Origin of the sequence: Alkalihalobacillus bogoriensis ATCC BAA-922, from assembly GCF_000621445.1 — a bacterium.
Taxonomy (GTDB): domain Bacteria; phylum Bacillota; class Bacilli; order Bacillales; family Bacillaceae_F; genus Bacillus_AO; species Bacillus_AO bogoriense.
On sequence record NZ_JHYI01000030.1, the window covers coordinates 1 to 25,399 of the forward strand.

Annotated in this window: 25 protein-coding genes, 1 pseudogene and 2 other annotated features; all 26 genes and pseudogenes read left to right on the plus strand. The window is 38.1% G+C overall.

Annotation, left to right across the window (positions count from 1 at the left end; genetic code table 11):
- Positions 1–162: pseudogene (locus T323_RS0111785) on the plus strand (IS200/IS605 family transposase); the annotation flags it as partial.
- Between the two features lie 569 nt (positions 163–731).
- Entirely contained in the window at positions 732–1,214 is a 483-nt protein-coding gene (locus T323_RS0111790; protein ID WP_026673464.1) for a CtsR family transcriptional regulator, read from the plus strand.
- A 10-nt stretch (positions 1,215–1,224) separates the two neighbouring features.
- The gene (gene mcsA, locus T323_RS0111795) at positions 1,225–1,752 is read left to right on the plus strand and encodes a protein-arginine kinase activator protein McsA (protein WP_026673465.1); all 528 of its coding nucleotides are present in this window, start codon (positions 1,225–1,227) and stop codon (positions 1,750–1,752) included.
- Positions 1,753–1,755: 3 nt separating this feature from the next.
- Positions 1,756–2,826, plus strand: coding sequence for a protein-arginine kinase McsB (mcsB, locus tag T323_RS0111800; protein ID WP_026673466.1), 1,071 nt, complete (start codon positions 1,756–1,758; stop codon positions 2,824–2,826).
- A gap of 22 nt (positions 2,827–2,848) precedes the next feature.
- Positions 2,849–5,287, plus strand: a complete 2,439-nt coding sequence (clpC, locus tag T323_RS0111805; RefSeq protein WP_026673467.1) for an ATP-dependent protease ATP-binding subunit ClpC — start codon at positions 2,849–2,851, stop codon at positions 5,285–5,287.
- 133 nt (positions 5,288–5,420) lie between these two features.
- A complete protein-coding gene (gene radA / locus T323_RS0111810) occupies positions 5,421–6,800 on the plus strand; it encodes a DNA repair protein RadA (RefSeq protein WP_026673468.1) in 1,380 nt (459 codons plus the stop codon).
- Positions 6,801–6,803: 3 nt separating this feature from the next.
- Entirely contained in the window at positions 6,804–7,877 is a 1,074-nt protein-coding gene (gene disA / locus T323_RS0111815) for a DNA integrity scanning diadenylate cyclase DisA (RefSeq protein ID WP_026673469.1), read from the plus strand.
- Positions 7,878–8,069: 192 nt separating this feature from the next.
- The gene (locus tag T323_RS0111820) at positions 8,070–9,152 is read left to right on the plus strand and encodes a PIN/TRAM domain-containing protein (protein WP_026673470.1); all 1,083 of its coding nucleotides are present in this window, start codon (positions 8,070–8,072) and stop codon (positions 9,150–9,152) included.
- Between the two features lie 21 nt (positions 9,153–9,173).
- The gene (ispD, locus tag T323_RS0111825) at positions 9,174–9,863 is read left to right on the plus strand and encodes a 2-C-methyl-D-erythritol 4-phosphate cytidylyltransferase (protein WP_026673471.1); all 690 of its coding nucleotides are present in this window, start codon (positions 9,174–9,176) and stop codon (positions 9,861–9,863) included.
- Entirely contained in the window at positions 9,860–10,339 is a 480-nt protein-coding gene (ispF, locus tag T323_RS0111830) for a 2-C-methyl-D-erythritol 2,4-cyclodiphosphate synthase (protein WP_035178540.1), read from the plus strand. Before ispD ends, ispF begins: the two co-directional genes overlap by 4 nt.
- Positions 10,340–10,494: 155 nt before the next feature.
- Positions 10,495–11,952, plus strand: a complete 1,458-nt coding sequence (gltX, locus tag T323_RS0111835; protein ID WP_026673473.1) for a glutamate--tRNA ligase — start codon at positions 10,495–10,497, stop codon at positions 11,950–11,952.
- Between the two features lie 5 nt (positions 11,953–11,957).
- Positions 11,958–12,169, plus strand: a binding site (T-box leader).
- A 96-nt stretch (positions 12,170–12,265) separates the two neighbouring features.
- Positions 12,266–12,934 carry a serine O-acetyltransferase gene (cysE, locus tag T323_RS0111840; RefSeq protein WP_026673474.1) on the plus strand — a complete coding sequence of 223 codons (669 nt, stop codon included), beginning with the start codon at positions 12,266–12,268 and terminating at the stop codon, positions 12,932–12,934.
- 41 nt (positions 12,935–12,975) lie between these two features.
- Positions 12,976–14,376: a cysteine--tRNA ligase gene (cysS, locus tag T323_RS0111845; protein WP_026673475.1), complete on the plus strand. Its 1,401-nt coding sequence runs from the start codon at positions 12,976–12,978 to the stop codon at positions 14,374–14,376.
- A 4-nt stretch (positions 14,377–14,380) separates the two neighbouring features.
- Complete coding sequence (locus T323_RS0111850; protein WP_026673476.1) at positions 14,381–14,806, plus strand: Mini-ribonuclease 3; 426 nt, start codon at positions 14,381–14,383, stop codon at positions 14,804–14,806.
- A complete protein-coding gene (gene rlmB, locus T323_RS0111855) occupies positions 14,796–15,545 on the plus strand; it encodes a 23S rRNA (guanosine(2251)-2'-O)-methyltransferase RlmB (protein ID WP_026673477.1) in 750 nt (249 codons plus the stop codon). Before T323_RS0111850 ends, rlmB begins: the two co-directional genes overlap by 11 nt.
- A gap of 1 nt (position 15,546) precedes the next feature.
- Positions 15,547–16,059: an NYN domain-containing protein gene (locus T323_RS0111860; protein ID WP_026673478.1), complete on the plus strand. Its 513-nt coding sequence runs from the start codon at positions 15,547–15,549 to the stop codon at positions 16,057–16,059.
- Positions 16,060–16,135: 76 nt separating this feature from the next.
- Positions 16,136–16,783, plus strand: a complete 648-nt coding sequence (sigH, locus tag T323_RS0111865; RefSeq protein ID WP_026673479.1) for an RNA polymerase sporulation sigma factor SigH — start codon at positions 16,136–16,138, stop codon at positions 16,781–16,783.
- A 396-nt stretch (positions 16,784–17,179) separates the two neighbouring features.
- Complete coding sequence (gene rpmG / locus T323_RS0111870; protein ID WP_026673480.1) at positions 17,180–17,329, plus strand: 50S ribosomal protein L33; 150 nt, start codon at positions 17,180–17,182, stop codon at positions 17,327–17,329.
- A gap of 86 nt (positions 17,330–17,415) precedes the next feature.
- Complete coding sequence (secE, locus tag T323_RS0111875; RefSeq protein WP_156942440.1) at positions 17,416–17,613, plus strand: preprotein translocase subunit SecE; 198 nt, start codon at positions 17,416–17,418, stop codon at positions 17,611–17,613.
- A gap of 58 nt (positions 17,614–17,671) precedes the next feature.
- Positions 17,672–18,205, plus strand: coding sequence for a transcription termination/antitermination protein NusG (nusG, locus tag T323_RS0111880; protein ID WP_026673482.1), 534 nt, complete (start codon positions 17,672–17,674; stop codon positions 18,203–18,205).
- A gap of 209 nt (positions 18,206–18,414) precedes the next feature.
- Positions 18,415–18,840, plus strand: coding sequence for a 50S ribosomal protein L11 (gene rplK, locus T323_RS0111885; RefSeq protein ID WP_026673483.1), 426 nt, complete (start codon positions 18,415–18,417; stop codon positions 18,838–18,840).
- A gap of 57 nt (positions 18,841–18,897) precedes the next feature.
- On the plus strand, positions 18,898–19,638 hold the full coding sequence (gene rplA / locus T323_RS0111890; RefSeq protein ID WP_281175738.1) for a 50S ribosomal protein L1: 741 nt from the start codon (positions 18,898–18,900) through the stop codon (positions 19,636–19,638).
- Positions 19,639–19,701: 63 nt separating this feature from the next.
- Positions 19,702–19,839 (plus strand) — a sequence feature (ribosomal protein L10 leader region).
- A gap of 31 nt (positions 19,840–19,870) precedes the next feature.
- Positions 19,871–20,371, plus strand: a complete 501-nt coding sequence (rplJ, locus tag T323_RS0111895; RefSeq protein ID WP_026673485.1) for a 50S ribosomal protein L10 — start codon at positions 19,871–19,873, stop codon at positions 20,369–20,371.
- 63 nt (positions 20,372–20,434) lie between these two features.
- Entirely contained in the window at positions 20,435–20,797 is a 363-nt protein-coding gene (rplL, locus tag T323_RS0111900) for a 50S ribosomal protein L7/L12 (protein ID WP_026673486.1), read from the plus strand.
- Between the two features lie 125 nt (positions 20,798–20,922).
- Positions 20,923–21,525, plus strand: a complete 603-nt coding sequence (locus T323_RS0111905; protein ID WP_026673487.1) for a class I SAM-dependent methyltransferase — start codon at positions 20,923–20,925, stop codon at positions 21,523–21,525.
- Positions 21,526–21,842: 317 nt separating this feature from the next.
- A complete protein-coding gene (gene rpoB, locus T323_RS0111910; protein ID WP_026673488.1) occupies positions 21,843–25,385 on the plus strand; it encodes a DNA-directed RNA polymerase subunit beta in 3,543 nt (1,180 codons plus the stop codon).
- Positions 25,386–25,399: the final 14 nt, after the last annotated feature.

Here is a 25,399-nt window from a genome sequence, read left to right on the forward strand (position 1 = left end):
ACAGGTTTCTATGTGGATACAGTAGGAAGAAATAAAAAGGTGATTGAAGAATATATAAGAAACCAAATACAAGATGATATAGTCGCGGAACAACTAAGCTTGTTAGAGTATGTGGATCCGTTCACAGGGGAAGAAATAAAGCGGAAAAAGAAAGTGAGATAGGCCTTTAAGGTCTGGCCAGTGAAAGTAGTACAATTGGCGAACCATTCAGTAGCCCTTTAGGGCTTGGTCAGTAACAAAGGCTTTCAGCCGCAGAACAAACCACCCGTTCACACGGGTGGTTTTGATTACGGACATCTATTCCGTTACATCAGCAAAATGAGGGATGATTGGTGCCCGTTCAGGGCATATAACGGAACAGATGTCCGATAAGTCCCTTCAACTAGTCACCCATTGGCCACCACTGCCCGCCTCTTCTCTTCAACAACACTAGCCTCGACTTTTTATAACAATCAGGTTCTTTTTTGTTGCTTCTAGACAGTATTCCCTATCAATCTCCACTATTTTTTTCAATGCATAAACATTGTCGATGAACTCTTCATAAAATAAAAAGGAATTAGTAAAATCAACACGAAAACATAATATACAACTTATCAGCAAAGAATCGAAACAAAAAAATTAGGCTATAATAGCAGAAGTGTACATATTGCATATTTAAGAACGATTACTTATAATAAAAGTGAATAAAGTCAAAGATAGTCAAAGTCAAATGAAGGAGGAAGGCTAGGTGGATGAGTAATATATCTGATATTATTGAATCTTATTTAAAAACCATCCTCACTAAAAGTGAACAAGATTTAATAGAAATCAAACGAAGTGAACTTGCAAAAAGGTTTCAATGTGTTCCGTCACAAATAAACTATGTGATTAGTACAAGATTTACAATTGAAAAAGGGTACATCGTAGAAAGTAAACGTGGCGGTGGAGGATATATCCGCATTATTAAAGTTGAAACGCACAATGATGCCCATTTGTTTGAACAAATGATTAACCTAATTGGAGATAGCATCAGCCAAACCACTGCGGAAGATGTAATAACAAGATTGTATGAAGAACAAGCAATTTCCAAACGTGAAGCTACACTAATGCTTAGTGTAATAGACCGTAATCTATACAACACGGTGACTGTTCATAGAGACTTTATTCGTGCAAATATACTAAAATCAATGTTGAGAACTTTAAAAGTAAAAGAAACTCAAATAGACAGGGAGTAGGTGTAACCATATGAAGTGTCAAGAATGTAATGAAAGACCTGCATCGTTGCACTTTACGAAGATTGTGAATGGAGAGAAAACAGAATTCCATATTTGTGAACAATGTGCAAAAGAAAAAGGTGAATATAACCCGAATTCAAATAGCTTCTCTATCCATCAATTATTGTCAGGTCTATTAAATTTCGAACATGCAGTACAAGATGCAAACAAAATAGTGGCGAAACCAGAAACGTGTCCAAAGTGTAATATGTCATATGAGCAATTTGTCAGATTAGGTCGATTTGGATGTGCGCATTGTTATGAAACATTTAAGTCGAAATTAGACCCGGTTTTAAAACGAGTTCATGGTGGTAACCATTCACACGGAGGCAAAATTCCGAAACGAATTGGTGGAAGTATAGAAATTCGTAAGAAAATTGCCGAGTTGAAAGAAGAGCTAAAAGAACAAGTGGCAAAAGAGGAATTTGAAAATGCGGCACTAATCCGAGATAAAATCCGGTCTCTTGAACAATCGATTCGAGATAAAGAGGAGGGATAGTCGATGTCGTTAGAAAGGTTTATTAGTGAAGCGATTAGCCCTTGGATGAAGAAAAATGGTCCAGATTCGGATATTGTATTGAGTAGTAGAATAAGATTAGCAAGAAACCTAAAAGAAAATACGTTTCCGATGTTAGCTTCAATGGAAGAGTCGCGTACTATCGTTGACACGGTTTCAAAGGAAATGCTAAAGTCCGAATCACCTGGTGGGGTATTAGAGTTACTGACGATGGACGACATGAAAGCAAACGAAAAAAAGGTACTTGTTGAAAAGCATTTAATTAGTCCTCAGTTAGCAAATGAGTCCAAACATGGTGCGGTTCTTTTAAGTGAGGATGAATCTATTAGTGTAATGGTAAATGAAGAAGACCATTTACGAATACAATGTTTGTTTTCAGGTTTCCAACTAGCTGAAGGATTAGCATTTGCCAATGATTTAGATGATTGGATCGAAAGTAAACTCACATATGCTTTTGATGAGAAACATGGCTATTTGACGAGTTGTCCAACGAATGTCGGTACAGGGATAAGGGCTTCGGTCATGATGCATCTACCTGCCCTTGTTCTTACTCAACAACTTTCCCGAATCTTGCCAGCGATAAATCAACTTGGGCTTGTCGTGAGAGGAATTTATGGAGAAGGCAGTGAAGCATTAGGGAACTTATTTCAAATCTCTAATCAAATTACATTAGGAAAGTCTGAAGAAGATATAGTCGAAGATTTAGCTGGTGTTGTATCTCAACTCATTCAAAAAGAACGTGCAGCAAGAGAATTAGTTATGCAATCATCAAAATTACAAGTAGAAGACCGTGTTCACAGATCTTACGGGATTTTAGCATTTAGTCGCATCATTGAATCAAAAGAAGCTGCTCAACGGTTGTCTGATGTTCGCTTAGGGATTGATTTAGGTTTACTAAAAGGTGTTTCAGGAAATATATTGAATGAACTTATGATTTTAACCCAACCTGGATTCTTGCAGCAGTTTGCAGGGGAAACATTATCTCCTGACCAGAGAGATGAAAGAAGAGCAGCTCTAATCAGACAACGATTAAAATTAGAAGAACACAATAGTTAATATATTACGGAGGTGCATGACCATGATGTTTGGAAGGTTTACAGAACGCGCACAAAAAGTATTAGCACTAGCACAAGAAGAAGCCATACGATTAGGGCACAATAATATAGGGACAGAACATATATTGCTAGGATTAATTCGCGAAGGGGAAGGAATTGCGGCGAAAGCTTTACAAGCACTAGGCCTTGGCTCTGACAAAATTCAAACAGAAGTCGAATCACTCATTGGCACTGGTCAAGAAGGCTCAAAAACAATTCACTATACACCGAGAGCAAAGAAAGTAATCGAACTTTCTATGGATGAAGCGAGAAAGCTAGGACATTCCTATGTCGGCACAGAGCATATTTTATTAGGTTTAATCCGAGAAGGGGAAGGCGTTGCAGCACGAGTATTAAATAATTTAGGAGTTAGTTTAAACAAAGCACGTCAACAAGTTCTACAGCTCTTAGGTAGTAATGAAGCGACAGGTGCTAGTCAACAAGGGCAACCTTCTAATGCGAACACACCGACTTTAGATAGTTTAGCCCGTGATTTAACATCAATTGCAAAAGAGGAAGGCTTAGATCCTGTCATTGGACGAAGCAAAGAAATTGAACGTGTTATTCAAGTGTTGAGCCGTAGAACGAAAAACAATCCGGTTTTAATTGGAGAGCCTGGTGTCGGGAAGACAGCGATTGCTGAAGGGTTAGCTCAAGCTATTATCAATAATGAAGTTCCAGAAACATTACGAAACAAACGAGTCATGACTCTTGATATGGGAACAGTCGTAGCTGGAACAAAATATCGTGGGGAGTTTGAAGACCGACTCAAAAAAGTAATGGATGAAATTAGACAGGCGGGAAATGTCATCTTATTTATTGATGAGTTGCATACGCTCATTGGTGCTGGAGGAGCAGAAGGAGCTATCGATGCTTCAAACATACTAAAACCATCACTCGCTCGTGGTGAGTTGCAATGTATTGGGGCAACAACATTAGATGAGTACAGAAAATATATTGAAAAAGATGCAGCATTAGAGCGAAGATTTCAGCCTATTCAAGTTAATGAACCAACGTTAGATGAATCGATTCAAATTTTAAAAGGGTTACGAGATCGTTATGAGGCCCATCACCGCGTGAAAATTACAGACGAGGCGATTGAAGAATCTGTTAAACTGTCTGATCGTTACATCGCTGACCGCTTTTTACCAGATAAAGCAATCGATTTAATTGATGAAGCAGCATCAAAAGTCCGCTTACGTTCTTACACTGCGCCACCAAATTTAAAAGAGTTAGAACAAAAACTAGAAGAAACACGAAAAGAAAAAGATGCTGCTGTACAAAGTCAAGAGTTTGAAAAAGCAGCATCACTTCGAGACAGTGAGCAGCGGTTGCGTGAAGAGCTTGATGGTATGAAAAACGAGTGGAAGAAAAAACAAGGACAAGAAAATACAGAAGTCGCTGTTGATGATATTGCTCAAGTCGTGGCGAGCTGGACAGGAATTCCTGTTTCAAAACTGGCAGAAGAGGAAACAGAAAGACTTCTCCGTATGGAAGAGATTTTACACCAGCGTGTCATTGGGCAAGAAGAAGCTGTTAAATCGATTTCTAAGGCCGTTCGTCGTGCGCGGGCAGGTTTGAAAGACCCGAAACGACCAATTGGTTCATTTATCTTCCTAGGACCTACAGGGGTCGGTAAAACCGAATTAGCTCGGGCTGTTGCTGAAACGCTTTTTGGAGACGAAGATGCATTTATTCGAATTGACATGTCAGAATATATGGAAAAACACGCTACAAGTCGATTGGTCGGGTCACCTCCGGGTTATGTCGGTCATGACGAAGGTGGACAGTTAACAGAAAAGGTTAGACGGAATCCATATTCTGTTATCCTTTTAGATGAAATTGAAAAAGCACATCCAGAAGTATTTAATATTCTATTACAAGTGTTAGAGGATGGTCGCTTAACAGATTCAAAAGGGCGTACAGTTGATTTTCGAAATACAGCCATTATTATGACTTCGAATGTAGGAGCTAGTACGTTACGCAAAAATAAGTTTCTTGGATTTGCTGTTGAAGGAGAAAACCATGAGTACAAAGATATGAAAGGCAAAGTGATGTCTGAGCTGAAAAATTCGTTTAGACCTGAATTTTTAAACCGGATTGATGAAATCATTGTTTTCCATTCATTAGAGAAGAAACATGTTCGTCAAATTATCTCATTAATGGCAGAACAGTTAAAGAAACGCTTAGCTGAACAAGGAATTGAATTTGAGCTTACAGAAGCCGCTATGGATAAAATTACAGACGAGGGTTATGACCCTGAGTATGGTGCAAGACCGTTACGAAGAGCTTTGCAAAAACAAGTAGAAGATCGTTTATCTGAAGAGTTGTTAAAAGGTACAATTCAAAAAGGACAAAGAGCCATCATTGACCTGAAAGATGGTGAACTAACAGTAGAAACAAAGGCAAATGCACAAGTTTAAAAGAAGAGAAAGCTGGAGGATAGTAATACCTCCGGCTTTTTACCCATATACTATATTATAGAAGCGTATAACTCTATTCCGACGAGGTTTCATGGTACAATTTAAAAAAAGCGTTGGAAAAGAGTGAAAATAGATGGCGAAAAAGAAAACAAAATTCGTTTGCCAAGAATGTGGGTATGAATCGACAAAATGGATGGGGAAATGCCCAAGCTGTTCAAGTTGGAATTCAATGGTTGAAGAATGGGAAGAAACAAAACCAGACTCAAGAAGTCGGTCTTTTGTTACGGGAAACTCGGCGGCAATTACGAGTCCACAGCCGATAACAAATGTAAAAAGCGAAGAAGAACCACGGATTCAAACAGGGATGAAAGAACTAAACCGAGTTCTTGGGGGTGGTATTGTTCCAGGCTCTTTAGTTTTAGTTGGAGGAGATCCGGGAATAGGAAAGTCAACCATCCTATTGCAAACATCTGCCTTGTTAGCAAGAATGAATCATAAAGTATTATATATATCAGGTGAAGAATCAGTAAAACAAACGAAGTTACGTGCGGATCGTTTACAAGCCTCAGCTGACTTATTGTATGTTTTAGCGGAAACAGACTTAGATTTAATTGATAAGGCGATAAGAGAGATTACGCCTACTCTCGTTATTATTGATTCTATTCAAACGGTATACCAAGCAGAAATCACATCTGCACCAGGAAGTGTTTCACAAGTAAGAGAATGTACAGCAGCATTTATGAAAATCGCAAAAACAACAGGAACGGCTATTTTTATTGTTGGACACGTAACAAAGCAAGGTTCGATTGCTGGTCCAAAGTTACTTGAGCATATGGTGGATTCTGTTTTATATTTTGAGGGAGAGCGACATCATACATATCGCATTTTGCGAGCAGTTAAAAACCGCTTCGGTTCCACAAATGAAATCGGAATATTTGAAATGAAAGAAGAAGGTTTAGAAGAGGTGTTAAATCCTTCCGAAATCTTTTTAGAAGAGCGAACAGAGGGTGCTATTGGTTCAACTGTTGTTGCCTCGATGGAAGGAACTCGTCCAGTGCTTGTAGAAATTCAAGCTTTAGTTTCTCCAACAAGCTTTGGGAATCCAAGAAGAATGGCAACAGGAATTGACCATAACCGTGTTTCTTTATTGATGGCTGTGCTAGAAAAAAAAGTGGGGATGCTTTTGCAAAACCAAGATGCTTACTTAAATGTTGCTGGAGGAGTAAGGCTAGATGAACCTGCAATCGATTTGGCTATAACATTAAGTATTGCCTCGAGTTTTCGAAATCAACCTACAAACCCAACCGATGTGGTCATAGGTGAAATCGGATTAACAGGTGAAGTCAGAAGAGTTTCTCGTATTGAACAAAGAGTGAATGAAGCTGCAAAGCTTGGTTTTAAGCGCGCCGTTATCCCGGAAAAAAACATCGGAGGCTGGACGTTCCCAAAAGATATTCAAATCATCGGTGTATCAACAGTAGATGATGCATTAGACATAATACTAGGAGGATAACGTATGGAAGATAGAAAAAAAGGAATATTTATTGGAGAAGTATTAAAAATTGTAGCGCCGGGTACGCTCCTCCGTGATGGTATTGATAATGTGTTGCGCGCAAAAACAGGTGGCTTAATCGTACTCGGATACAATGAAGAAATGATGCAAATTGTAGACGGCGGTTTCTTTATTAATTGTGAATTTTCGCCTGCTTTCCTTTATGAGTTAGCGAAAATGGATGGAGCTATTATTTTAAGTGAAGATGGGAAGCGTATCCTATATGCAAATACCCAACTTGTTCCAAACAATTCTATCTCATCTAATGAAACAGGCATTCGACATAGAACAGCAGAAAGAGTTGCGAAACAAACAGGAAATCTTGTCATTTCAATTTCACAACGACGGAATGTCATTACATTATATCAAGGAGAAAATCGCTATTCCCTAAAAGATATAGGCGTCATTTTAACAAAAGCAAACCAAGCGATTCAAACATTAGAAAAATATAAGTCAGTTCTTGACCAAGGAATTACGAACCTAGGGGCACTTGAGTTTGAGGAACTCGTAAGTTTTCATGAAGTATCTCAAGTGATTCATCGTATCCAAATGGTGTTACGAATAAAAAATGAAATTTTAAACTATGTCAATGAGCTTGGCAGTGAAGGCCGTTTAATTACAATGCAGTTAAATGAACTTGTTGCTAATATTGAAAAAGAAGCGGTTTTATTAATAAAAGATTATTTAAAAGATAAAAACCAAGATGCTTTTGATACATTACGAGAACTAACAAAATTATCAAATGAAGATTTGTTAGATGAACATGTGATTGTAAAATTATTAGGCTATTCAAAAGGAATCGATATTCAAGAATATACCGTATCTCCTCGGGGATATCGAATCTTACACAAGATTCCACGTCTACCAACAATGGTCATTGAAAATTTAATCGAAACCTATGGGGATTTAAACCATATTATGGTCGCTTCAATAAAAGAGCTTGATGAAGTTGATGGAATTGGGGCAGCACGTGCAAAAATGATTAAAGAAGGGTTAAATCGGATCCAAGAACAATTATTTATTGACCGTCATATATAAATTGACAAAAATACAATTGATTCGCTAAAGATAGGTTTGAATAAATATTATATAATAAATAGATACGCTCGTATCATTTCTGTTACAGCAACTTGTAACTTTATCCGTAATCTTGGAATTTTGTGTGAATTCCAGTTTGATAGGTTGTAAATACAAAACTTTGTCTATAATAAATGAAGGAGGTGAAATATCGTGCTAAAGCGCATAGTGCAATTATTTTTTATAGTAGTAGGAGCAACGCTAGGGTATATTTTTATTCCTGATTTAATAAATCTTTTAAATATCGGGAATTTACCAGCATGGCTAACTGGCCAAATTGCTGGAGCAGTACTTGGGGGAATTATATTATACGTTACTACTTTTTGGTTAGCTGATTATATTGTAGGGCTAATGCGGCTTTTAGAAGAAGCTATTGTGAAAGCACCAATTACTGATGTGTTGTTTGGGACATTAGGACTTATTTTTGGACTTATCGTAGCATTTCTTATTGTCATTCCTCTTAACAATATTCAACTAACATTTTTCAGTTCGGTATTACCTATTTTCATCACATTCTTTCTTGGTTATTTTGGTTTTCAAATTGGATTTAAAAAGCGAATTGAGTTAATGAATCTTTTTCCGGGCCGATTAGGTGGCAAGGATAAAAAGAAAGAAGAACAAACAGGAACGAAATTAAAGATTTTAGATACGAGTGTAATTATTGACGGTCGTATAGCAGATATATGCAAAACTGGTTTTCTAGAAGGAACATTAGTTATACCAGGATTTGTCCTAGAAGAATTACAGCATATTGCGGATTCTTCCGATGTATTAAAGAGAAATCGTGGGAGAAGAGGACTTGATATTTTAAATAAAATCCAAAAAGAATTGCCGATTAAAGTAGAAATTTATGAAGGTGATTTTGAAGAAATTCAAGAAGTTGACAGTAAGTTAGTTAAATTAGCGAAACTAGTATCTGGTATTGTTGTCACAAATGACTTTAATTTAAATAAAGTATGTGAGTTACAAGGAGTATCCGTACTAAATATTAACGATTTAGCGAACGCTGTGAAACCTGTTGTTCTCCCTGGCGAAGAATTAAAAGTTCAAGTGATAAAAGACGGGAAAGAACATAATCAAGGTGTAGCTTATTTAGATGACGGTACAATGATTGTTGTAGAAGGCGGCCGAGATTATATTGGTAAAGATATTGATGTCATCGTTACGAGTGTGTTACAAACAAGTGCAGGGCGAATGATTTTTGCGAAACCGAAATTATTAGAAAAAGCATTATAATGGATTAAGTGAGGATTGTTTATGCAGTATACAGTAATAATTCCAGCAGCAGGTCAAGGAAAACGAATGGGTGCTGGGAAGAACAAGCAATTTATTCAAGTAGCAGATAAACCACTGATAGTCCACACATTAGAAGTATTTCAGCAACATGATGCCTGTAGCGAGATTATCATTGTGGCAAATAAAGATGAAGTGGCAGAGATGCAACAACTTGCCCAATCTTATCAAATAAACAAAGTATCGAACGTGATTCAAGGCGGCTCTGAAAGACAGTATAGTGTTGAGCGTGGATTAGAAGGAATTGCTAACGATGGCATTGTTCTTATTCATGATGGAGCACGTCCGTTTATCAAAGTCGAACATATTGAAAATGTCGTACAAAAAGCATATGAAGTAGGAGCGGCTGTTCTTGCTGCTCCTGTCAAAGATACAATTAAACGTGTTCAACGCTCAAACGTCGTTGAAGAAACGCTAGAGCGTTCTAGCTTGTGGGCAGTCCAAACCCCACAAGCTTTTCGTCTGTCTATTATAAAAGCAGCACATCACCATGCCATACATACAAACTATTTAGGAACGGATGATGCAAGCTTAGTTGAGTATAAAGGTGGACAAGTTGTTGTTGTAGAAGGTGATTATTTAAATATAAAAGTCACAACACCAGAAGATTTACTTTTTGCAGAAGCGATATTAAAGCAGGGGGAAATAAAATGAGAATTGGTCAAGGGTTTGATGTTCATCAGTTAGTGGAAGGACGTCCTTTAATTATTGGAGGAATTGAAATTGAGTATGAAAAAGGTTTATTAGGTCATTCGGATGCGGATGTGTTATTACATACGATCGCGGACGCAGCATTAGGTGCTATTGGAGAGGGAGACATCGGCAAGCATTTCCCAGATACTGACCCTGAATTTAAAGACGCTGATTCAGCGAAATTGTTAGTACATGTCTGGAAAATTGTCAAAGAGAAAGGATATCGACTAGGAAATGTTGATTGTACGATTATTGCCCAAAAGCCGAAAATGGCACCGCATATTCCTGTCATGCAAAAGCGGATTGCTGATTTATTAGAAGCTGACATTTCTCAAGTCAATGTGAAAGCGACAACAACTGAAAAATTAGGATTTACAGGTCGTGAAGAAGGTATTGCTGCCCAAGCTGTGATTCTTTTACAAGATAAGAATGTATAAAAATTTTGGTCTAGCTGTCAAAAGCGGGCAGCGCTCCGCACTTCGCATGAAACGAAAAGAAGCTCCCGCGTTTTTCTTACAAGATGCTTGATTTCTTTATAAAGCTTCGTAATAATAAGCAGAGATAGATTTATAAGAAACGGAAGGTGACATAGATGTCAAAGGAAGTACGAGTGCGCTTTGCACCAAGCCCAACAGGACATTTACATATTGGAGGAGCTCGTTCGGCGTTATTTAATTATTTATATGCACGAAATCAAGGCGGGAAATTTATTTTACGCATAGAAGATACGGATCAAGCAAGAAATGTCGAAGATGCACAACAAAAACTGATGGAGAGCTTACGATGGCTTGGTCTTGATTGGGATGAAAGTGTTGATATTGGTGGGGACTTTGGTCCTTACAGCTGTATGGAGCGACTTGATATTTATAAGCAACACATCCAGCGATTGATTGATGAAGGCCATGCGTACTATTGTTATATGACGGAAGAGGAGCTTGAGGCAGAACGGGAAGAGCAAATTGCTCGTGGAGAAATGCCTATGTATAGTGGCCGTGACCGGAATCTAACAGCCGAAGAACGTGAGGCTTATGAAGCAAAAGGGTTTAAGCCTGTTGTTCGATTTAAAGTCCCTTCTGGAAAAGACATTGTGATTCATGATGCAGTAAGAGGAAAAGTAACCTTTGAATCTGATGGCATTGGTGATTTTGTCATTGCAAGAAAAGATGGAATTCCAATGTATAATTTTGCAGTAGTTGTTGATGACCATTTAATGGAAATGACGCATATTATTCGTGGAGAAGAGCATTTATCGAATACACCTAGACAAGTATTACTATATGAAGCATTTGGTTGGGATGTTCCCACTTTTGCTCATGCATCGTTAATATTAAATGCAGACAGACAAAAGATGAGTAAACGTGATGAGTCAATCATCCAATTTGTTGAACAATATAAAGCGCTTGGATACTTACCTGAAGCCATTGTTAACTTTTTAGCGTTACTAGGGTGGTCACCTATAGGAGAAGAAGAAATCTTTACTCTTGATGAATTAGCTTCTCAATTTACTTTAGAACGTGTATCAAAAGCACCTGCTATTTTTGATACAAACAAGTTAGCTTGGATGAATAATCAATACATGAAAAAAGCAGATGTGCAAGAGGTTGTAAAAGTGGCTCTTCCACACCTTGTTAAATCGGGGAAAGTTCCTGAAACGAGAACTCCTGAACAAGAAGAGTGGGTGACACGCTTAATTGGACTTCACCAAGAAAAAATGTCATTTGGAGCGGAAATAGTTGAGCTCACAGAGTTGTTTTTTAAAGAAGAAATCGATTATAATAGTGAAGCAAATGAAGTATTAGCAGAACCACAAGTTCCTGAAGTACTTGCTGAGTTTAGACAACAACTAGAAGTATTGCCGTCGTTTGTAGCTACTGAAATCAAAGCAGCAATGAAAGCGACTCAAAAATCGACAGGACAAAAAGGGAAAAAATTATTTATGCCTATCCGTGTGGCCGTTACAGGTCAAACACATGGGCCGGATTTAGAACATGTTATTGAGTTACTCGGAAAAGACGTTGTCTTGTCTCGTATATCATCACTCGTTAAATAAATATTGAAAAAGCAGTGACAAGGATGAGTAGGAATTTTTATTTTCTTTTCAGAGAGAACCACCGTGGCTGAAAGTGGTTTAAGGAAAAAATTCTGAAATTGCCCCTTGGAGCCTCTTATTGAACTAAAGTAGATAAGAGCGGTATTAAACCGTTATGATAAAAGAGATGCAGTTATCTGCAATACAGAGTGGAACCGCGCACTTATGCGCCTCTGTGCTATTCGTAGCACAGAGGCGTTTTTTTATAGGAGTTTAACCGGAAGAAGATAACACTCTTCTCAAGCAAGAAGGGCAATACATTGGGGGAATCAAGATGAAAAAAAGCAAAAACACATGGTTGAATGATATTGATGTTGTCTTTGAGCAAGACCCAGCCGCACGAAGCCGACTTGAAGTGATTTTTACGTATTCAGGGGTTCATGCGATTTGGGCTCATCGAATTGCACATTGGTTTTGGAAAAAAAGAATGTTCTTTCTCGCGCGGTTAATTTCACAAATTAGTCGGTTTATAACAGGAATCGAAATACACCCAGGAGCGAAAATTGGGCAGCGATTGTTTATCGATCATGGGATGGGTGTTGTAATTGGTGAAACATGTGAAATAGGAGATAATGTTACGATTTATCAAGGAGTGACACTTGGAGGAACAGGGAAAGAGAAAGGAAAACGGCATCCGACCATTGAAGACAATGTGTTAATTGCCTCAGGAGCGAAAGTATTAGGATCGTTTACAATAGGCGAAAATTCCAGAATTGGTGCTGGTTCTGTTGTGTTAAAGGAAGTACCTCCTAACTCAACAGTCGTAGGAATTCCAGGGAAAGTCGTCTTACAAGATGGTATTAGGGTAAGAGGTGATTTAAATCATGATGAGCTACCGGACCCTATTTCAGATAAATTTAAAGAATTGGAAGTCGAACTTGCAAGCTTACGAAAAGAACTCGCTCATATGAAAAACATTCAACAGAAAGAGATGAGTGAATAAACTATCCACAAATAAGAGAAATAAGCAAGGAGATGAATAAGATGACAATTTACATGTACAACACATTAACACGGAAAAAAGAAAAGTTTGTACCAATCGAACAAGGAAAAGTAAAAATGTATGTATGCGGTCCAACGGTATATAATTATATTCACATTGGGAATGCAAGACCTGCGATTATTTTTGATGTCGTCCGTCGATACTTGGAATATCGTGGCTATGATGTAACCTTTATTTCTAACTTTACGGATGTCGATGATAAATTAATTAAGGCAGCAAATGAGTTAGGGGAAGATGTCTTAACAATAGCAAACCGCTTTATCGAAGCCTACCATGAAGATACTTGTGCTTTAGGAGTAAAGACTGCAGACCATCACCCACGAGTAACGGAAACAATGGGTGAAATTATTGATTTTATCCAACAACTCATTGATAAAGGGTTTGCTTATGAAGTAGAAGGTGATGTGTATTATAAAACGAGAGCATTTAAACAATATGGTAAACTATCAGACCAGTCAATTGAGGATTTACAATCAGGGGCAAGAATTGAAATTGGTCAAAAGAAACAAGACCCATTAGATTTTGCTTTATGGAAAAGTGCCAAAGAAAACGAAATTTCCTGGGAAAGTCCTTGGGGATTAGGTAGACCAGGGTGGCATATTGAATGTTCAGCTATGGTAAAAAAATATTTAGGTGATACGATCGATATTCATGCAGGAGGTCAAGATTTAGCATTTCCTCATCATGAAAATGAAATCGCGCAATCAGAGGCGTTAACAGGAAAAACAATGGCCAATTACTGGTTGCATAACGGCTATATTAAAATAGACAATGAAAAAATGTCAAAATCACTCGGAAATTTTGTTTTAGTACATGACATTATTCAACAACATTCACCAGATGTCGTTCGTTTCTTTATGTTAACCGCACATTACCGAAGCCCTATTAACTTTAGTGAAGAACTTTTAATTAGTGCCAAGAGCAGTTTAGACCGATTGAAAACAACCGTTGCAAATGTGAAACACCGTTTAAGTGAAAGTGCAGATTTAGCTATAGAAAATAAGAGCTGGCTTGAAAAAGGAGCTGAGTTACAAGCTCGCTTTATCAAAGAAATGGATGATGACTTTAATACGGCAAACGCGATAACGGTTATGTTTGATACGGCAAAAGAAGCGAATGTATACTTGCGAGAACAGCAAACCTCAAAAGAAGTATTACAATACTTTTTATCTTTATTAGAAGAAATGGGAAGTGTTTTAGGTTTCTCTTTAGAAGAACAAACAGAGTTATTAGATGGCGAAATCGAATCGCTAATTGAACAGCGTAATCAAGCCCGAAAAGATAAAAACTTTGAGCTAGCCGACAAAATTCGTGATCAGTTAAATGAGCAAGGCATTATCCTCGAAGATACAGCTCAAGGTGTGCGTTGGAAAAGGGGATAGTAACATGAAATTAGATAAGCTTCAAATTGATGCTTCTCAACTAAATGCCTTAGCGCTTGCTTACATGGGTGATGCAGTGCTAGACACGTATGTGAGATATCACCTTATAGCAAAGGGGAAAGTGAGGCCTCAACGTTTACATGTTGAGGCTACCTCCTATGTCTCGGCCAAAGCGCAAGCAAAAGTAGTTCACGAATTATTGGATTCAAAGTTTTTAAGTGATGAGGAAACAGCTGTACTTATGCGGGGACGAAATGCAAAATCGGGAACAATCCCAAAAAACACTGACCGTAATACGTATCGTTATAGTACAGCTTTTGAAGCACTACTCGGCTATTTATATTTACATGAAAATAATACGAGACTAGATGAAATTATTAGAGAAATGTTTGTCATTATTGAGGAAAGGGGTGAACAAAATGAGCAGTGAGTTTATTTTAGGTAAAAACCCGGTAATTGAAGCACTACGAGCAGAACATGCGATAAATAAAATATGGATTGGCGAAGGTTCACAAAAAGGACAAATGACAAAACTATTACAATTGGCAAAGGAACAAGGTGTGCTCGTACAGCACGTGCCGAAAAAAAAGCTAGACCAGCTTGTAAATTCGACAAATCATCAAGGTGTCGTTGCGTCAATTGCTGCATATGAATACGCGGAACTAGAAGATTTATTTGCAAATGCTGCAAAGCGAGGAGAACAACCATTCTTTTTATTACTAGACGAAATAGAAGATCCGCATAATTTAGGGTCGATTTTAAGAACAGCCGATGCATGTGGTGTCCATGGAGTCATCATTCCAAAACGCCGCGCTGTCGGGTTAACTCAAGCCGTTGCAAAATCGTCCACTGGTGCCATTGAGTATGTTCCGGTTGCAAGAGTAACAAATTTAGCGCGAACAATGGATGACATGAAAAAACAAGGCATTTGGTTTGCAGGTACGGATGCTACAGGGGCAGACGATTATCGAGCGGGACAGTTTGATATGCCAATAACCCTTGTTATAGGGAGTGAAGGGAAAGGAATTAGTCGCCTTATCAAAGAAAAATGTGACTTCTTAATTAAAATTCCGATGGTTGGTCATGTGACATCACTTAATGCTTCTGTAGCAGCTAGCTTACTCATGTATGAGGTTTACCGAAAGCGGAACCCGTTAGGAAACGAGTAAGATGAACGTCATTTTGTTAGTGGATGGCTATAATATAATTGGTGCTTGGCCAGAGTTAAGAGAATTAAAAAACAAAAATTTAGCACTAGCACGTGATTTATTAATTGAAAAAATGGCAGAGTATCAAGCATATACCGGTTATCGTGTGATCGTTGTTTTTGATGCTCACATGGTTTCAGGCATAGGTAAAAAGTACAACAATTATCGCGTAGATATTGTGTACACAAGAGAAAATGAAACGGCAGATGAAAGAATTGAAAAGCTAGTTATGGAGTTAAAGCGGATTGATACCCAAATCTATGTTGCAACATCGGACTTTGTAGAGCAATCTGTTACTTTCGGGAAAGGAGCATTACGAAAGTCTGCCCGAGAGTTAATTATCGAGTTGGATGGGGCCGAAAAAAGCATTAAAAAAAATGTAGAAAAAACGAAAAAAAAACAACCTTCGACAAAAATCCCACTTTCTAGTGAAATTGCTGAAATTTTTGAAAGATGGCGTCGAGGTGACCGATGACCTGTTGACGCTTCCAAAAAGTGTGCTATATAATGTTTCTATATTTTACAAAATGACAAGGTCGGAGGGATTTTACGTGAGCATGGACCTTAAAGACACAATTCAAACAGTTGGACAAGCAGAGGATGAAGAGTTGCTAGAGCGGGTACGAGAGGGCGATAGTTCTGCGTTGGAGTTTTTAATTAACAAGTACAAAAACTTTGTACGTGCCAAAGCTAGGTCGTATTTTTTAATTGGGGCAGACCATGAGGATATTGTACAAGAAGGCATGATTGGCTTATATAAAGCAATTCGTGACTTTAAAGGGGACAAGCTATCTTCGTTTAAAGCCTTTGCAGAACTTTGTATCACTAGACAGATCATCACGGCAATCAAAACAGCGACAAGACAAAAGCATATTCCTCTTAACTCCTATATTTCTCTTGATAAGCCGTTATATGATGAGGAGTCTGACCGTACGTTACTTGATGTTATTTGTGGCTCACGTGTGACTGATCCTGAAGAATTGATTATTAACCAAGAAGAATTTGATGATATTGAACTAAAAATGAGTGAGATCTTAAGTGATTTAGAACGAAAAGTGCTCATGTTATATCTCGATGGTCAATCATATCAAGAAATTTCAGCTGAGCTAAACCGTCATGTTAAGTCTATTGATAATGCCTTGCAAAGAGTAAAGCGCAAGTTAGAGCGGTATGTAGAATTAAAAGGAGTAAGCTTGTAATCAAAAAGAAAATGTTAAAGAGTCCCCCTATGAATAAAAGGTAGGGGGTTCTCATTATCTATGTTCACTACGGCCAATCCTCATTCTTTGTCGCTTCGTGTAATTTTTACGTGCTTGTTGATCTAGCAAGTGGTTGTAGCGGATTGGAACGGACAGGCTCTTGTACATAATAAAATCACGTTACTAGAAACAAGTATGGATGTATTTATCAGATACATGCTTTTCCGATCAATAAAAAAGGAAATGAATGTTTACTTCCTATAGGATTTGACTACACTTGTAAAAAAGCAAAAGCTTCTCTGTTTCAGTCCTCAATGCTTTATTGACACTATATTTTCCTTGTGATAGAGTAAAAAAGTATGTAATTGTCATTTTCCAATTGTGGAGGTGTGTTCAATGCGGACAAAGGTTGTTTTGGCATGCTCTATTTGTGCTTCTAGAAACTATACAACAGAAAAAAACAAAGAAACATGTGGAACCCGCATTGAAATGAAAAAGTTTTGTAAACAGTGTAACGCCCACACACTTCATCGCGAAACAAAATAATTGGACAAGCGGATTCTTTTTTTTATGCAAGAAGAATCCATTAGAATAAAAAAGAAGGCTCGTTAAGGAATTTGGAGGTGTCGCAAATGGCTGAAGGAGAAAAAAGAAGTATGGGTAAGTTTTTTCGAGGTGTAGGAGCAGAAATGAAACGTGTTACGTGGCCAACACGCAAGGAACTGACTAGATATACTTTAGTAGTTCTTGGGACAGTGTTGTTCATTTCTGTATTCTTTGCATTAGTAGACACAGGGATATCTAGACTTGTTCGTATGATTTTAGGATAGTCCCGTTTATTGTAGTCTATCTATAGAGGAGGGAAGGACAAATAACGTCCTAGGTAGTATGGAAAAAAATTGGTATGTTGTGCATACGTATTCAGGTTATGAAAATAAAGTAAAAACCAATCTCGAAAAACGTGTTGAATCGATGGAAATGTCAGACAAGATTTTCCGTGTTCTTGTTCCGGTTGAAGAAGAAACTGAAGTGAAAAACGGAAAAACGAAATCTGTAACAAGAAAAGTGTTTCCTGGCTATGTTCTTGTGGAAATGGTGATGACGGATGACTCTTGGTATGTTGTTCGTAATACACCAGGAGTAACAGGATTTGTTGGTTCAGCTGGTGCTGGTTCAAAACCGACAGCGCTTTTACCAGAAGAAGTAGAGTCCATTTTGAAACAAATGGGTGTCGATGAGCCAAGAGCGGATATTGATTTTGAACTAAAAGAATCTGTTAAGGTAAAAGAAGGTCCATTTGCTAACTTTATAGGAACAATAGAAGATATTTCTATAGACAAGCAAAAGCTGAAGGTTCACGTCAATATGTTTGGGCGAGAAACGCCGGTTGAATTAGAGTTTAACCAAGTGGAAAAGATTTAACACTTTCTTTTTTTGCGAGGAAGTGTTGCTTTTTTTAAGGTAATCTTTTCACTTTTTTAAAAACAACTTGATATCTGTATCTGAAAGTGATAGAATTTTCATGTTTGATATTGGTTTAGTATTAAACCGACTACCTTAAAATAAGGTAGCTATGAGTGGGAGGGTTCTAAAACCCGGTTACCACATCACGGACTAAGGAGGTGTGTCACGTGGCTAAAAAGGTTATTAAAATGGTTAAATTACAAATCCCAGCGGGAAAAGCAAATCCAGCTCCGCCGGTTGGTCCTGCACTAGGACAAGCGGGTGTGAATATTATGGGTTTCTGTAAAGAATTTAACGCTCGTACTTCTGATCAAGCTGGTCTAATTATTCCGGTTGAAATTACGGTATTTGAAGACCGTTCTTTTACATTCATCACTAAAACTCCGCCTGCTGCTGTTTTACTTAAAAAAGCGGCTGGAATTGAGTCTGGTTCGGGTGAGCCAAACCGTAATAAAGTTGCAACAGTTAAGCGTGATAAAGTACGCGAGATTGCTGAGACAAAAATGCCAGATTTAAACGCTGCAAACGTTGAATCTGCTATGCGTATGGTTGAAGGTACAGCGCGAAGCATGGGTATCGTGATTGAAGACTAAGAGAGCTTTTGCCAGAGGTTGTTGCACCTAATTTTATTAGGTCTGCAACCTTTATTAGTGGGAGGTAATACCGCTAAAACCACAATTGAGGAGGAAATGAAAGTGGCTAAAAGAGGAAAAAAATATCAAGAAGCTGTTAAGTTAATTGACCGTGATCAAGCATATAGTGCACAAGAAGCGATTGAACTTGTAAAAAAGGCAGCAACTGCAAAGTTTGATGAAACTGTTGAAGTGGCTTTTCGTTTAGGAGTCGATCCTAAGAAAGCGGACCAACAAATTCGTGGAGCAGTTGTACTTCCAAATGGTACAGGGAAAACTCAACGCGTGTTAGTTTTTGCTAAAGGTGAAAAACTAAAAGAAGCAGAAGCTGCAGGTGCAGACTATGTTGGAGATGAAGACTACATTAATAAAATTAGCCAAGGTTGGTTTGATTTTGATGTTATCGTTGCAACTCCAGATATGATGGGTCAAGTAGGTAAACTTGGTCGTGTGTTAGGACCTAAAGGTTTAATGCCAAACCCTAAAACGGGTACAGTTACGTTTGAAGTTGAAAAAGCGGTTAATGAAATCAAAGCTGGTAAAGTAGAATACCGCGTTGATAAATCAGCAAATATACATGTTCCAATTGGTAAAGTTTCATTTGAAACAGAAAAGCTAGTTGAGAATTTAAATACTGTTGTTGATGCGCTTGTAAAAGCAAAACCAGCAGCTTCAAAAGGAACGTACATGAAAAATGTTGCTGTGACTTCTACAATGGGTCCTGGTGTTAAAGTTAACGCACAATTATTGACAAAATAATCAAAGTTGACTTTCCTATAAACGTCGTATATAATTACAAAAGTGTTCATAATGAATACATCAATAATATATTGAGTCATACCGTAGACAGTAGGTGCGTAAAACGCTTAATCTCCTACCGAGGTCTGGATTATCAGAATTGTTCTGAATCTATTAGCCTTCGTATGTCTACAAGCATACGAAGGCTTTTTATGTTTATTGGTATGAAACAGAATCTACAGGAGGTGTCATAATGAGCAGCATTATCGAAAAGAAAAAACAAGTTGTAAGTGATATTGCTACGAAGCTTCGTGAGAGCAAATCAACGGTATTAGTTGACTATCGTGGACTTACGGTTGCTGAAGTAACTGAACTTCGTAAAGAACTTCGTGAAGCTGGTGTTGAGTTTAAAGTATACAAAAATACATTATCTCGCCGTGCTGCAGATGAAGCTGAGCTTTCTGGATTAAACGAGCAATTGGTAGGACCAACTGCTATCGCGTTTAGTGCAGAAGATGTTATTGCTCCAGCTAAAATTCTACACGGATTTGCGAAAAAACATGAAGCTTTAGAAATTAAAGCAGGTGTTATCGAAGGAAACATCGCGACTGTGGACCAAGTGAAAGCATTAGCTGAGCTTCCGTCTCGCGAAGGTTTACTTTCTATGTTGCTTAGCGTGCTTCAAGCACCTATGCGCAACTTTGCATTGGCTACAAAAGCTGTTGCTGATCAAAAAGAAGAACAAGGAGCTTAATGCTTCATTGTTGTACGTGTTTCAAATATAAAAAACAAAAACAAAACATAGGAGGATTTTAAAATGAGTAAAGATCAAATCATTGAAGCGATTAAAGAAATGACAGTTTTAGAATTAAACGACCTTGTAAAAGCAATCGAAGAGGAGTTTGGTGTAACTGCAGCTGCTCCTGTAGCTGTTGCTGGTGGAGCTGCTGAAGGCGGAGCTGCTGAGCAAACTGAATTCGACGTAATTCTTGAATCTGCTGGCGGATCAAAAATCAACGTTATCAAAGTTGTTCGTGAAATCACTGGCCTTGGCTTAAAAGAAGCAAAAGCTTTAGTTGATGGCGCTCCTGCTCCGATCAAAGAAGGCGTAGCAAAAGAAGAAGCAGAAGAAATGAAAGCTAAGCTTGAAGAAGCTGGCGCAACTGTAGAAGTTAAGTAATTATAATACTTCAAAGAAAGCTAGATGCGATAATTCGTATCTAGCTTTTTTCCTCTCATCTGATGGATTGAGGTTATTATTATTTGTGAATACTACTAGGGACAAAAAGAGAAGGAGAGGATATGGTGAGCGAACATTACTATACAAACAATCCCTCAGTCGAAAGTAAACCGGTTACGTTTTCGTTTGAATTGCGTGGAAAACAATATCGATTCACGTCGGACCATGGCGTTTTTTCAAAAAAAGAAATTGATTTTGGAACAAGACTTTTACTAGATACGTTTCAGTTTCCATCTGAAAAAGGAAACATTATTGATGTAGGCTGTGGATATGGTCCGATTGGGATAACTCTAGCAAATGAACAACCTGATATTACTGTACATATGGTTGATGTAAATGAACGAGCAATAGCATTAGCTAAGCAAAATGCTAACCAAAATGGTGTGTCGAATATTATCATAAAACAAAGTTCGTTATTTGAAAGTGTCGAAGAACGAGATTTTCAAGTCGTTATTACGAATCCGCCGATACGAGCAGGAAAACAAGTCGTTCATGCTTTATATGAACAAGCCTTTCATCATTTAAAAAAAGGTGGACAGCTGTGGGTTGTTATTCAAAAAAAGCAAGGGGCTCCTTCGACAATAGAAAAATTACAAGAGCATTTTGGAGAAGTAGAAACGGTAGTTAAGAAAAAAGGGTATTTCATTATTTGTGCAAAAAAAGTTTGACTCATATTCCTATTTGTGGTATTGTTATTTAATGCATATAGAAACTATTTATTAGATAGTTTTTTTACAAAAAGTCAAGTGAAATTTATTGTATAAAAAGGTCGTAGTTGGGTATACTTTTATAATCGAAAAAAAGTAACATTTTGTGGTTTTACAAAAAACCATTTTTTTCTTTTCGTTTATCTGTTCAACTGCGCAATTTTTTTGTTATTTTACCTTTATAAAGATGTAGAGTCTTTGTAAAAGGGTTAAAGTATAAATAAAACTTTCAACTAAATGTTGTAAGTGAAAAATGGATGAGTTAAGGGGTGAATGAGTTGACAGGTCAACTAGTTCAGTATGGACGCCACCGCCAACGTAGAAGCTATGCTCGCATTAATGAAGTTTTAGAGCTACCTAACTTAATTGAAATTCAAACAGCTTCCTACCAATGGTTTCTTGATGTAGGGTTAAGAGAAATGTTTCAAGATATCTCTCCAATTCAAGATTTCACAGGAAACTTAGTGCTAGAATTTATTGATTATAGTCTAGGTGAACCAAAGTATTCTGTTGATGAGTCGAAAGAGCGTGATGTTACATATGCAGCGCCATTACGAGTAAAAGTACGCCTTATTAACAAAGAGACTGGTGAAGTAAAAGAACAAGAAGTATTTATGGGAGATTTCCCATTAATGACCGAAACAGGGACATTTGTTATCAATGGTGCAGAACGCGTTATTGTATCGCAGCTTGTTCGTTCTCCAAGTGTTTATTACAGCAAGAAGATAGATAAGAACGGAAAGAAAGGCTTCACTGCAACTGTAATACCGAATCGTGGTGCTTGGTTGGAGTTAGAAACGGATGCCAAAGATATTGTGTATGTCCGAATAGATCGTACGAGGAAAATCCCTGTTACGGTTCTTTTGCGTGCGCTTGGCTTCGGAGCTGACCAAGAGATTATCGATTTGTTAGGTGAAGATGAATATTTACGTAATTCATTAGAAAAAGACAATACAGATGGAACGGATAAAGCTCTATTAGAAATTTATGAGCGTTTACGTCCTGGAGAACCACCAACTGTAGATAATGCAAAAAGTTTGCTTGATTCTCGATTCTTTGATCCGAAACGATATGATTTAGCGAATGTAGGTCGCTATAAAATTAACAAAAAGCTCCACATTAAAAATCGCTTATTTAACCAAAAACTAGCAGAAACGTTAGTTGATCCTGAAACGGGTGAAGTCATTGCAGAACAAGGTGCGTTAATTGATAGACGTACGTTAGATCGTATCTTGCCTTACCTTGAGAAAAACGTAGGTTTCCGTTCTGTTAATGTATCAGGTGGGGTTGTCGAAGATGAGGATGTGTCGTTACAAACGATTCATATTTATGCACCAGATGATCAAGACGGTGAAAAAGTGATTAAGGTCATTGGAAATGCCTTAGTAGAAAAAGAAGTGAAGCATATTACACCTGCTGATATTATTGCTTCTATTAACTATTTCTTTAATTTACTGCATGGTGTAGGCGATACGGATGATATCGATCATTTAGGAAACAGACGACTTCGATCTGTAGGGGAATTGTTACAAAATCAATTCCGTATTGGTTTATCTCGTATGGAACGTGTTGTTCGTGAAAGAATGTCCATTCAAGACCCTAACATGATTACACCTCAAGCATTAATTAACATTCGACCAGTGATTGCGTCGATTAAAGAGTTCTTTGGTAGTTCGCAATTGTCTCAGTTTATGGACCAAACAAACCCATTAGCTGAATTAACACATAAACGTCGTCTTTCTGCTTTAGGACCTGGTGGTTTAACACGTGAGCGTGCTGGGTTTGAAGTACGTGACGTTCACTATTCCCACTATGGGCGTATGTGTCCAATTGAAACGCCAGAGGGACCGAATATTGGTTTAATTAACTCGCTATCGAGTTATGCAAAAGTAAATGAATTTGGCTTTATGGAAACACCTTATCGTCGTGTTGATCCTGAAACTGGGAAAGTAACAAGTCGCATTGATTATTTAACGGCAGACGAAGAAGATAATTATGTTGTAGCCCAAGCAAATGCGATTCTTGCTGAAGATGGTTCTTTCGTAAATGACAATATTATTGCCCGTTTCCGTGGGGAAAACACAGTTGTTCCAAAAGAAAGAATTGACTATATGGATGTATCTCCAAAACAGGTTGTATCGGCTGCGACTTCTTGTATTCCATTCTTGGAAAACGATGACTCCAACCGTGCCCTCATGGGAGCAAACATGCAACGTCAGGCCGTACCATTAATGGTTCCGGAAGCTCCTCTTGTTGGTACAGGAATGGAGCATGTTTCAGCAAAAGACTCTGGTGCTGCAATTGTTGCAAAACATAGAGGGATTGCTGAACGTGTTACGGCAAAAGAAGTTTGGATTCGTCGTCTCGTTGAAGTTGACGGAAAAGAAGTAAAAGGTGACCTAGACAAATACAAGATGCAAAAGTTTATTCGTTCGAACCAAGGAACGTGTTATAACCAACGCCCAATTGTTAGTGAAGGCGATATTATTGAAAAGCGTGAAATTATCGCTGATGGACCATCAATGGAAAAAGGCGAATTAGCGTTAGGACGAAATGTCATGGTTGGATTTATGACATGGGAAGGTTACAACTATGAAGATGCGATTATCTTAAGTGAACGACTTGTGAAAGATGATGTGTATACTTCGATTCATATTGAAGAATATGAGTCAGAAGCACGTGATACTAAGCTTGGACCAGAGGAAATCACACGTGATATTCCGAATGTTGGTGAAGATGCACTTCGTAATTTAGATGACCGTGGAATTATTCGCGTCGGAGCAGAAGTCAAAGACGGTGATATTCTAGTAGGGAAGGTTACGCCTAAAGGGGTGACTGAACTAACAGCAGAAGAACGTTTATTACATGCAATCTTTGGTGAAAAAGCTCGTGAAGTTCGTGATACTTCATTGCGTGCGCCTCATGGTGGAGATGGAATTGTATTAGATGTGAAAATCTTTAACCGTGAAAACGGAGATGAATTACCACCGGGTGTAAACCAGCTTGTACGGGTGTATATCGTGCAGAAACGTAAAATTCACGAAGGCGATAAAATGGCAGGCCGCCATGGTAACAAAGGGGTTATTTCAAAAATCCTTCCGGAAGAGGATATGCCTTATTTACCAGATGGAACACCAATTGACATCATGTTAAATCCATTAGGGGTTCCATCACGTATGAATATCGGACAAGTGCTTGAACTTCATTTAGGAATGGCAGCAAGGAAATTAGGTATTCATGTAGCGTCTCCAGTATTTGACGGTGCTCGTGAGGAAGATGTGTGGAGTACGTTAGCTGAAGCCGGAATGGCTCGAGATGGAAAAACGGTTTTGTATGACGGTCGCACAGGTGAACCGTTTGACAACCGTGTTTCAGTTGGAATTATGTATATGATTAAACTGGCACACATGGTTGATGATAAACTTCATGCGCGTTCAACAGGACCATACTCGCTTGTCACACAACAGCCACTAGGTGGTAAAGCACAATTTGGAGGACAACGTTTTGGTGAAATGGAAGTTTGGGCACTTGAAGCCTATGGTGCGGCGTATACTCTCCAAGAAATCTTAACGGTTAAGTCTGATGATGTTGTTGGTCGTGTGAAAACGTATGAAGCCATTGTTAAAGGTGAAAATGTACCAGAACCAGGTGTACCAGAATCATTTAAAGTATTAATTAAAGAGTTACAAAGTTTAGGAATGGACGTAAAAATGTTATCTAGCAACGAAGAAGAAATTGAAATGCGTGAGCTAGATGATGAAGACGACCAAACGAATGAAAAACTTAATTTAAATCTTGAAACAAACGAGTCAAACGGGTAATAACGTGGGCTGGC